This is a genomic window from Streptomyces sp. NPDC018833, from assembly GCF_044390825.1.
Taxonomy (GTDB): Bacteria; Actinomycetota; Actinomycetes; order Streptomycetales; family Streptomycetaceae; genus Streptomyces.
On sequence record NZ_JBIRZM010000001.1, the window covers coordinates 269304 to 279839 of the forward strand.

Consider the following 10536-nt stretch of genomic DNA (forward strand, 5'->3'; position numbering starts at 1 on the left):
CGCGTAGCCGGTGCGGATGCCCTCGGTGTGCCGAGCGCGCAGCGCTCAACCGGACGCCGCCCGCGTAGCCGTGAGCGCTGCGGACCGCGAGGCGCCCCTCAGTGTGCCGGGGCGCCCAGCGCTCACCTGCGTCACTGCCGCTCCCGCGCCGCCGTCCTCGTGCCGCCGTTCCCGCGTCACCGCCGCTCCCGCGCCACCGTCCTCGTGCCGCCGTTCCCGCGTCACCGCCGCTCCCGCGCCACCGTCCTCGTGCCGCCGTCCCGCGCCACAGCCACTCCCGCGCCGCCGTCCCCGCGTCACCGCCGCTCCCGCGCCGCAGCCTCGTCTCACCGCCCCGGCGCCGCCGTCGAGTCGCGCACCATCAGCTCCGCCGCGATCGTCGCGATACCTCCCGGCGGCGGCGCCTCTTTGCCCATCGCCAGCCGCCCCGCTCGCGACCCCGCCTCGAACAGCGGCAGCCGCACCGTCGTCAGCGCCGGCACCGCGTCGATCGAGAACGGCAGGTCGTCGAAGCCCGCCACCGAGATGTCGTCGGGGATGCGCAGCCCCTGGTCGCGCAGCGCCGCGCAGGCGCCCAGCGCCACCGTGTCATTCGCGGCCACGACGGCTGTCAGCGACGGCTCCCGCCGCAGCAGTTCGAGCGTGGCCTCGTAGCCCGAGCGCCGGTCGTACGGTCCGTGCACCGTCAGCCGGTCCTCGTCCGCGTCGCCGCCGACCGGCCCGCCTGCCGATCCGCCCGCCGCCCCGCCGAGCGATCCGCCCGCCGACCCGTACCCCGCCCCGCCCGCCAGGCCCGCCGCAGCCATCGCCGCCCGGTGGCCCTCCAGCCGGTGGCGCGTCGTCGTGCGCTCGACGGGCCCGGCGACGTATCCGATCCGCCGGTGTCCGAGCGAGATCAGGTGCTCGGTCAGGCGCCGCGCTCCACCGCGGTTGTCGAAGGCGAGCGACGCCAGGATCGCGTCGCTGCCGGGCAGCGGCGGCCGCCCGCAGAGCACCACCCGCGTCCCCGCGTCCGCGAGCTTCGTCAGCCTGGTGCTCATCGCCGCGATGTGTTCGGGGTCCTCGATCGCGCCGCCGGTCAGTACCACGGCCGCGGCCCTCTGGCGCTGGAGCAGCGTCAGGTAGGTGAGCTCACGCTCCGGGGAGCCGCCGGTGTTGCACACCACGGCCAGCTTCTGGCCACCGGCCCGCCCCGAGCCCTCCTGCCCGCCGATCTCGGTCTGGGCGGCCCCGGCCATGATCCCGAAGAAGGGGTCGGCGATGTCGTTGACCAGGATGCCGACCAGGTCGGAGGTCGCGGCGGCGAGCGAGCTCGCGGGGCCGTTCAGTACGTAGTCGAGTTCGTCGACCGCCCGCAGCACCCGCTCGCGGGTGGACGCCGCGACCGGGTAATTGCCGTTCAACACGCGGGACACGGTCGCCGGGGACACCCGGGCGCGCGCCGCCACATCCGCCAGGGTGACTGTCATCGCTTCCTCCGCAGGAGACGGACCGGCCCCCTTGTCCGGGCCGCTGTCGGCAGGCTAGCTTCATACGGGGTAGAAAGCGCTTGCTACGCCCATATCGAGGGATCTCGGGAAAATCGAGGGGAACATGGAGGTACCTTCATGCCACGCAGGACAGTGCGGATCGCGATGAACGGCGTCACCGGGCGGATGGGCTACCGCCAGCACCTGGTCCGCTCCCTCCTCGCCATCCGCGAGCAGGGCGGTCTCGACCTCGGGGACGGCGACGTCCTGTGGCCCGAGCTCGTCCTCGTCGGCCGCCGCGAGCACGCGCTGCACGCCCTCGCCGACCGGCACGGACTGACGGAGACCTCAACCGACCTGGACGCGGTCCTCGCGGACGACACGATCGACGTCTACTTCGACGCCCAGGTCACCTCCGCCCGCGTCGAGGCGCTGAAGAGGGCCATCACCGCGGGCAAGCACGTCTACACCGAGAAGCCCACTGCCACCGATCTCGCGGGCGCCCTCGGACTGGCCCGCCTCGCCGCCGCCGCGGGCATCAAGCACGGCGTCGTCCAGGACAAGATCTTCCTGCCGGGCCTGCTGAAGCTGAAGCGCCTGGTCGACGGCGGCTTCTTCGGCGAGATCCTCTCCGTGCGCGGCGAGTTCGGCTACTGGGTCTTCGAGGGTGACTGGCAGGAGGCACAGCGGCCGTCGTGGAACTACCGCGCCGAGGACGGCGGCGGCATCGTCGTCGACATGTTCCCGCACTGGGAGTACGTGCTCCACGAGCTGTTCGGCCGCGTCACCTCCGTCACCGCGCAGGTCGCCACGCACATCCCACGCCGCTGGGACGAGGACGGCAAGCCGTACGAGGCGACCGCCGACGACGCCGCGTACGGCATCTTCCAGCTGGAGGGCGGCGCGATCGCCCAGATCAACTCCTCCTGGGCCGTACGCGTCCACCGCGACGAGCTGGTGGAGTTCCAGGTCGACGGCACCCACGGCTCTGCGGTCGCGGGCTTGCGCAACTGCCGTGCCCAGCACCGCTCCGCCACACCCAAGCCGGTGTGGAACCCTGACCTCCCCGTCACCGAGTCCTTCCGCGACCAGTGGCAGGAGGTCCCGGACAACGCGGAGTTCGACAACGGCTTCAAGGCCCAGTGGGAGCTGTTCCTGCGCCATGTCGCGCTGGACGAGCCGTACCACTGGGACCTGCTGGGCGGCGCGCGCGGCGTGCAGCTCGCCGAACTCGGCCTGCGCTCCTCCGCGGAAGGCCGTCGCCTCGACGTACCGGAGCTGGCGCTGTGACGATCCGACTCCCTGCCGGTGACGGCACACTCCGCGCGTACGCCCCTCGCACGGAGCCGCTCCACTTCACGCCCGGCGCGCCGCTCACCTCCCGTACGGTCTTCTCCGCCGCCCACGTGGTGGCCGACCCGTACGCCGACACCACGCCCGACTCTCCCCCTGGCTCCGCCGGCGGGACACCCAGCGCCGTCGACTGGGACGCCACCCTCGCCTTCCGTCGGCACCTGTGGTCGCACGGCCTGGGCGTCGCGGAGGCGATGGACACCGCGCAGCGCGGGATGGGCCTGGACTGGGCGGGCGCGGCGGAGTTGATCCGCCGCTCGGCGGCCGAGGCGAAGGCGGTCGGCGGCGCGATCGCGTGTGGCGTGGGCACGGACCAGCTGACCGGACCCGTGTCCCTGGACTCTGTCCGGGCGGCCTACGAGGAGCAGCTCGCGCTCGTCGAGTCCACCGGCGCGCAGGCGATCCTGATGGCCTCCCGCGCCCTCGCGGCGACGGCCCGCAGCTGCGACGACTACCACTCCGTCTACTCCCACCTGTTGCGCCAGGCATCGGAGCCGGTGATCCTGCACTGGCTGGGCCCGATGTTCGACCCGGCGCTGGAGGGCTACTGGGGTTCCACCGACCTCGACGAGGCCACCTCGGTCTTCCTCGACCTGATCGCGGCCAACCCCGACAAGATCGACGGCATCAAGGTCTCGCTCCTCGACGCGCAGCGGGAGGTCGACCTGCGTCGGCGTCTGCCGCAGGGCGTGCGCTGCTACACGGGCGACGACTTCAACTACCCGGAGCTGATCGCGGGCGAGGAGCCGTCGGCGGGAGGACGCTTCAGCCACGCGCTGCTCGGCATCTTCGACCCACTGGGCCCGCTGGCGGCGGAAGCGGTACGGGTCCTGGACACGGGGGACGCGGACGGTTTCCGCACGCTCCTCGATCCCACGGTCGACCTGTCCCGCCACCTTTTCCAGCCCCCGACCCGCTTCTACAAGACGGGTGTCGTGTTCCTCGCCTGGCTGTCCGGCCACCAGTCGCACTTCTCGATGGTCGGTGGCCTGCAGTCCGCGCGCTCGCTGCCTCATCTGGCCCGGGCGTACGAATTGGCTGACGGCCTCGGCCTGTTCCCGGACCCCGCGTTGGCCGAGTCCCGCATGAAGTCCCTGCTGACGGTCTACGGAGTCCCTCGGTGAATCCCCTCTCGCGCCTCAGCATCAACCAGATGACGGTCAAGCAACTGTCCCTGCCGGCCCTCGCCGACGCCTGCGCCCGCCTGGGCGTCCCGGCGGTGGGCCTGTGGCGTGAACCGGTCGCGGAATACGGCCTGGACGCGGTGGCCAAGCTCGTACGGGACGCGGGCCTGACGGTCACGTCCCTGTGCCGCGGCGGTTTCCTGACAGCCCTCGACCCGGCCGACCGCGCCCGCGCGCTGGACGACAACCGCGCGGCGGTCGACGAGGCGGCCACCCTCGGCACGGACACCCTGGTCCTGGTCTCGGGCGGCCTCCCGGGGGGCAGCCGCGACCTGGCGGCTGCACGCGAACGGATCGCGGACGCGCTGACGGTGCTGGGCCCTTACGCGGGCGAACGGGGCGTCCGTCTCGCGATCGAACCGCTGCACCCGATGTTCGCCTCCGACCGCTGTGTGGTCTCGACCCTGGACCAGGCCCTCGACCTGGCGGAACGCTTCCCGGCGCCCCAGGTGGGCGTGGTCGTGGACACCTACCACGTCTGGTGGGACGACCGGGCCCCGGCGGCGGTGGCTCGTGCGGGCGCTGCCGGCCGCATCCACTCGTTCCAGCTGGCGGACTGGGTCACGCCTTTGCCGGCGGGCGTCCTGACCGGCCGCGGCCAACTCGGCGACGGATCGATCGACATGCGGGAGTGGCGCGAACGGATGGAGGCGGCGGGCTGGACGGGCTTCGTCGAGGTGGAGCTGTTCAACGACGGGCTGTGGGCGCGGGACGGAGGGGAGGCGCTGGGGGAGACGGTGAGGAGGTTTGTGTCGGAAGTGTTCTGAAGAAGTGCACGTCGAGGCCTGACTCAGCGTGGGAGGAAGTCATCGGCGAACGGGCCTACGGTACCCCAGTCGAATTTCACCGAGTCGGCCGCCTTGTCGAATTCAGCAGAGATTCCGACATCGGGCAGGCCGAGCTCCTGGCGCAGCCATCCATCCATGGCGAGGGCGGCGACTTCTGACCTGTAGTCGCTCAAGTCTCGACATGGTCGTCACCGTTCGCTTGTGCTGGGTGCGAGGACCAAAGGGATGCCCAGCCGAGCCACGCGGCGCATCACTTCGGGAGTAAGGATGGTCTGAGAGTCGCTGGCCACGTGTCCCCTGATGGTGAGGGTCACGGAGATGTCGTTCGCCAGGAGTTCCATCAGATCTTTACTACCTGGAGATGCGCGACGAACTCGATTGGCATCCCGGCAGTAAGAAGCACAACAGTCCTTTGCGCCGTGAATTCGACGGAGCGAAGGCGGATGCCAACCGCGGGGTTGTCTGCCCCAAGAGCGGGGCGTACCAGCTCGTAGCGCACCCGCCGGCCACTCCCGATCCGGCGAACAAGAACGAGGCTGTTCAGTGTGACGAGTACGCCTTCGCAAGTGCAAAGGAAAGTGGTGGAGCGACCGGGGTCGCCATGGAGGCGAATGCCTTCAGGCGTACGCACGCAAGGGTGGTGACGGCAAGTGGCGTGTGTACGACGATGAGCGCCCGCCCTTCGGCGGCACTCCCACGTACAAGGAGAAGTGCGCCCGAGCGTCGATGCACGGTGGCCAGAACGAAACGGCAGGTCGCCGTCTCAACGGGTTCTATTCCAAGCAAGGGATGCGGACGGAGATCCCTATTTCATTGCCGCCCCAGGCCTGGTCAGGCCGTAGCACGCACGATGAAGGAGCCCCGCCCATCTATTGGGCGGGGCCTCTTCATGACGGATTCTATCGCTCGATCCGCCAGTCAAGGCGATTCACCAGGTCTCCGTCGATCACCACCGGCGCCCCGGACAGTGCGGGGTCGGTGACGGTCGGTGGGGCCTGGATCACTTGAGAGACGTATCGGTACGTTCGCCCGCTGCCCTGGACACCCGAGCCGGATTCAAGGCCGTCCGCGATCTCGTCGAGCATTTCCCCCAGGTTCGCCCACCGGATCACGCCCCACGGATCCGAACCTTCATAATCGATCTCCCGGACGCTTCCGTAGGTGTCGCCAGGACGGTGGTCGACCGCGAGGTACTCACCGGTATTGGTGACTGCAATGGGCACCCAGAACTCGTATGCATTCTGCGGATCCCACGGCCCTTCCGGACCTTCGGGATCCAACCCGTCATCCGTGAATTCACTGCGGAAGTCATCAAAAGCCTCCCTGAAATACTGCGGACCACCCTCCATGCCCTCAGCCTTGATGGGGGAGTACCGGAACGGCCAGAGGGAGCTCCCTGGCAGAGCACCGTCGTGAATCCGAAGCCATGTCACAAGGTGGGCATGAAGCCGATATGGGAGGACGTCCTGGAGGGACTGGATGGCCTCCTCAGGGGCCGGGGGGCGCAGGGCTTGGAGGCTGGCAGTGCACTGGTGCTGGTGAAGCCAGTTCTCGATGCGGGACCAAGCCTGTATGACATCGCTCATAGTGCCCACCATATGAGTGACTGAGCCTCTTTCATCCTGTGCTGGAGGGTGAAATGAGCTGTCAGCGGGAGTGGTGACGAGGCAGGGCCCCACGTCGTTGGCGTGGTGATTCCACTCAGCACACCGGCGACCGAAGAGGCCCTGTTGGTTAGCGTGCGGCTCGGCGTCGCCGGCGGCCGGACGACCCGTAACGAACCGCACTACCTCGCGTGCTGCCCGAGCGAGTCCCTTCGCGATGTGAAACGTGTCGCGGAGAGCCGGTGCGGGGCTGAGCCCGACTTCTGGATCCGTCCCGAAGTGACTGCTCGGTGCGTCCCGAAGTGCTCGACGTTGTCCACAGGCCCTCCACTGTGTCCGACCCCGGCGATACCGTCGGAGCATGTCCCAACAGGTCATGCCTCGCCTCGCCGTTCTCGAAGGCGTCCTTGAGCGGATCACGTACGCCAACGAGGAGAACGGCTACACCGTCGCCCGTGTCGACACCGGCCGCGGAGGCGGTGAGCTGCTCACCGTCGTCGGGTCGCTGCTCGGCGCGCAGGTCGGCGAGTCGCTGCGGATGGAGGGCCGTTGGGGGTCCCATCCGCAGTACGGCAAGCAGTTCACCGTGGAGAACTACACCACCGTCCTTCCGGCGACCGTCCAGGGCATACGGCGCTACCTCGGCTCCGGGCTGATCAAGGGGATCGGGCCGCGCATCGCCGAGCGGATCGTCGACCACTTCGGTGTGGACACGCTGGACGTCATCGAGCAGGAGCCGAAGCGGCTCGTAGAGGTGCCCGGTCTCGGCCCGAAGCGGACGAAGCTGATCGGGGCCGCCTGGGAGGAGCAGAAGGCCATCAAGGAGGTCATGGTCTTCCTCCAGGGTGTCGGCGTCTCCACGTCCATCGCCGTGCGCATCTACAAGAAGTACGAGGACGCCTCGATCTCGGTCGTGAAGAACCAGCCGTACCGGCTGGCGGCCGATGTGTGGGGCATCGGCTTCCTGACCGCCGACAAGATCGCGCAGGCGGTCGGCATACCGCACGACAGCCCCGAGCGGGTGAAGGCCGGCCTGCAGTACGCGCTGTCCCAGTCCACCGATCAGGGGCACTGCTTCCTGCCCGAGGAGCAGCTGATCGCGGACGCGGTGAAGCTCCTCCAGGTCGACACCGGCCTGGTCATCGAGTGCCTCGCGGAGCTCGCGGCCGACGAGGAAGGGGTCGTACGGGAGCAGGTGCCCGGTCCCGGCGGCGGTGAGCCGGTCACGGCCGTGTATCTGGTGCCCTTCCACCGCGCCGAGCTGTCCCTGGCCGGTCAGCTGCGCAGGCTGCTACGGGCGGACGAGGACCGGATGCCGGCGTTCCGTGATGTCGACTGGGACAAGGCGCTGGCCTGGCTCGCACAGCGCACGGGCGCCGCCCTGGCGCCCGAGCAGCAGGCCGCGGTCAAGCTGGCGCTGACCAGCAGGGTCGCGGTGCTGACCGGCGGGCCGGGCTGCGGCAAGTCGTTCACCGTGCGCTCGATCGTGGAGCTCGCCCGCGCCAAGAAGGCGAAGGTGCTGCTCGCAGCGCCCACCGGCCGGGCCGCCAAGCGGCTTGCCGAACTGACCGGGGCAGAGGCGTCCACGGTGCACCGGCTGCTGGAGCTCAAGCCGGGTGGCGATGCGGCGTACGACAGGGACAGGCCGCTCGACGCGGACCTCGTGGTCGTCGACGAGGCGTCGATGCTCGACCTGCTGCTCGCCAACAAGCTGATCAAAGCCGTGGCGATGGGGGCGCATCTGCTGCTGGTGGGGGATGTGGACCAGTTGCCGAGCGTCGGCGCGGGTGAAGTGCTGCGCGACCTGCTGGCGGACAGCGGGCCTGTGCCGAGCGTGCGGCTGACGCGCATCTTCCGGCAGGCCCAGCAGTCGGGGGTCGTCACCAACGCCCACCGGATCAACTCGGGCGCTCAGCCGATCACTTCGGGGATGAGTGACTTCTTCCTCTTCGTGGCGGAGGAGACGGAGGACGCGGGGCGGCTCACCGTGGACGTGGCCGCGCGGCGGATCCCGGCGAAGTTCGGGCTGGATCCGCGGCGCGATGTGCAGGTGCTCGCGCCGATGCACCGCGGTCCGGCCGGCGCGGGCACGCTCAACGGACTGTTGCAGCAGGCCATCACCCCGGCCCGGCCGGATCTGCCGGAGAAGCGGGTCGGCGGCCGGGTGTTCCGCGTGGGCGACAAGGTGACCCAGATTCGTAACAACTATGACAAAGGGCGCAATGGCGTCTTCAACGGGACCGTCGGCGTCGTCACCTCGCTCAACACCGACGACCAGCGTCTGACGGTGCTCACGGACGAGGACGAGGAGGTGCCGTACGACTTCGACGAGCTGGACGAACTGGCCCACGCCTACGCGGTGACGATCCACCGCTCCCAGGGCAGCGAGTACCCGGCGGTGGTGATCCCCGTCACGACCGGCGCCTGGATGATGCTCCAGCGGAATCTGCTCTACACGGCCGTCACCCGTGCCAGGAAACTCGTCGTGCTGGTCGGTTCGCGCAAGGCGATAGGGCAGGCCGTGCGCACGGTTTCCGCAGGCAGACGCTTCACCGCACTGGATCACCGGCTGGCGGGTGGGCCACCGATCGGCTGAGCTGCGCCTACGGCGGTTGGGGGGCCCTGCGGGGCGGGAAGGGCCGAGGGTGGGTGGGAAACATCGCCCCGACCTCACCCCGGCTTTCAGAACCAGGGTGAACGGGGCAAGATGAGCAGGTTGGCGGCACTGAGTGCCGCCGATGGGCCCATTGGTCGACCCCGAGTGCACTCTCCTGAGCCAAATGGGGGATGGTAGAGACAGTCAGGGCACCTCTAAGTAGAGGCACTACGTCGGTGAGGGATGACGTGAGCGACAACTCTGTAGTACTGCGGTACGCGGACGGTGAATACACCTACCCGGTGGTCGAGAGCACCGTCGGTGACAAGGGCTTCGACATCGGGAAGCTCCGAGCCCAGACCGGTCTGGTGACCCTGGACAGCGGATACGGCAATACCGCCGCCTATAAATCCTCGATCACCTACCTCGACGGCGAGCAGGGCATCCTGCGCTACCGCGGCTACCCGATCGAGCAGCTGGCCGAGCGCTCCACCTTCCTCGAGGTGGCGTACCTGCTGATCAACGGGGAGCTTCCCACCGTCGACCAGCTCGCGGGATTCAAGGGCGAGATCACGCAGCACACGCTGCTGCACGAGGACGTCAAGCGCTTCTTCGACGGCTTCCCGCGTGACGCGCACCCGATGGCCATGCTGTCCTCCGTTGTCAGCGCGCTGTCCACGTTCTACCAGGACAGCCACAACCCGTTCGACGAGAAGCAGCGCCACCTGTCGACGATCCGGCTGCTCGCCAAGCTGCCGACGATTGCGGCCTACGCGTACAAGAAGTCGATCGGCCACCCCTTCGTCTACCCCCGTAACGATCTCGGGTACGTCGAGAACTTCCTGCGTATGACCTTCTCGGTCCCCGCCCAGGAGTACGAGCTGGACCCGGTCGTGGTCTCCGCGCTCGACAAGCTGCTGATCCTGCACGCGGACCACGAGCAGAACTGCTCGACGTCCACGGTGCGTCTGGTCGGCTCCTCGCAGGCGAACATGTTCGCCTCGATCTCCGCCGGCATCAGCGCGTTGTGGGGTCCGCTGCACGGTGGCGCCAACCAGTCGGTCCTGGAGATGCTCGAGGGCATCCGGGCGGGCGGCGGCGACGTCGACTCCTTCATCCGCAAGGTGAAGAACAGGGAGGACGGCGTCCGTCTGATGGGCTTCGGCCACCGCGTCTACAAGAGCTTCGACCCCCGGGCGAAGATCATCAAGGCGGCGGCGCACGATGTCCTCTCGGCGCTCGGCAAGTCCGACGAGCTGCTGGACATCGCCCTGAAGCTGGAGGAGCACGCGCTCTCCGACGAGTACTTCGTCTCGCGCAACCTCTACCCGAACGTGGACTTCTACACAGGCCTGATCTACCGCGCGATGGGCTTCCCGACGGAGATGTTCACCGTGCTCTTCGCCCTCGGCCGCCTGCCGGGCTGGATCGCCCAGTGGCACGAGATGATCAAGGAGCCCGGTTCCCGTATCGGCCGTCCGCGCCAGATCTACACCGGCGAGGTCCTGCGCGACTTCGTCCCCGTCGAGGCCCGCTGAGCCT

Annotated in this window: 8 protein-coding genes; 5 read left to right on the forward strand and 3 right to left on the reverse strand. The window is 69.0% G+C overall.

What is annotated here, in order from left to right:
• Window positions 1-326: 326 nt before the first annotated feature.
• Window positions 327-1469 carry a LacI family DNA-binding transcriptional regulator gene (locus ACH5AF_RS01235; protein WP_398899204.1) on the reverse strand — a complete coding sequence of 381 codons (1143 nt, stop codon included), beginning with the start codon at window positions 1467-1469 and terminating at the stop codon, window positions 327-329.
• 138 nt (window positions 1470-1607) lie between these two features.
• On the opposite strand from ACH5AF_RS01235, the gene ACH5AF_RS01240 reads away from it, so the two are divergent.
• From ACH5AF_RS01240 to ACH5AF_RS01250, 3 genes are read left to right on the forward strand one after another with little or no spacing between them, the layout of a single operon-like run.
• Window positions 1608-2759, forward strand: coding sequence for a Gfo/Idh/MocA family protein (locus ACH5AF_RS01240; protein WP_398899205.1), 1152 nt, complete (start codon window positions 1608-1610; stop codon window positions 2757-2759).
• Entirely contained in the window at window positions 2756-3946 is a 1191-nt protein-coding gene (locus tag ACH5AF_RS01245; RefSeq protein WP_398899206.1) for a dihydrodipicolinate synthase family protein, read from the forward strand. The genes ACH5AF_RS01240 and ACH5AF_RS01245 overlap by 4 nt, the downstream gene beginning before the upstream one ends.
• A gap of 29 nt (window positions 3947-3975) precedes the next feature.
• Window positions 3976-4773, forward strand: a complete 798-nt coding sequence (locus ACH5AF_RS01250; protein WP_398899761.1) for a sugar phosphate isomerase/epimerase family protein — start codon at window positions 3976-3978, stop codon at window positions 4771-4773.
• A gap of 23 nt (window positions 4774-4796) precedes the next feature.
• Here the strand turns inward: ACH5AF_RS01250 and ACH5AF_RS01255 are convergent, their stop codons facing one another.
• Together ACH5AF_RS01255 and ACH5AF_RS01260 are read right to left on the reverse strand one after the other, a co-directional pair.
• Entirely contained in the window at window positions 4797-4967 is a 171-nt protein-coding gene (locus ACH5AF_RS01255) for a hypothetical protein (RefSeq protein ID WP_398899207.1), read from the reverse strand.
• Between the two features lie 726 nt (window positions 4968-5693).
• Window positions 5694-6776, reverse strand: a complete 1083-nt coding sequence (locus ACH5AF_RS01260; RefSeq protein ID WP_398899208.1) for an SMI1/KNR4 family protein — start codon at window positions 6774-6776, stop codon at window positions 5694-5696.
• Between ACH5AF_RS01260 and ACH5AF_RS01265 the strand changes: the two genes are divergently transcribed.
• A complete protein-coding gene (locus ACH5AF_RS01265) occupies window positions 6775-8994 on the forward strand; it encodes an ATP-dependent RecD-like DNA helicase (RefSeq protein WP_398899762.1) in 2220 nt (739 codons plus the stop codon). The genes ACH5AF_RS01260 and ACH5AF_RS01265 overlap by 2 nt on opposite strands.
• Window positions 8995-9242: 248 nt before the next feature.
• Window positions 9243-10532 (forward strand): citrate synthase, encoded by a 1290-nt coding sequence (locus ACH5AF_RS01270; protein ID WP_398899209.1) that lies wholly within the window; start codon window positions 9243-9245, stop codon window positions 10530-10532.
• The last annotated feature ends 4 nt before the right edge of the window (window positions 10533-10536 follow it).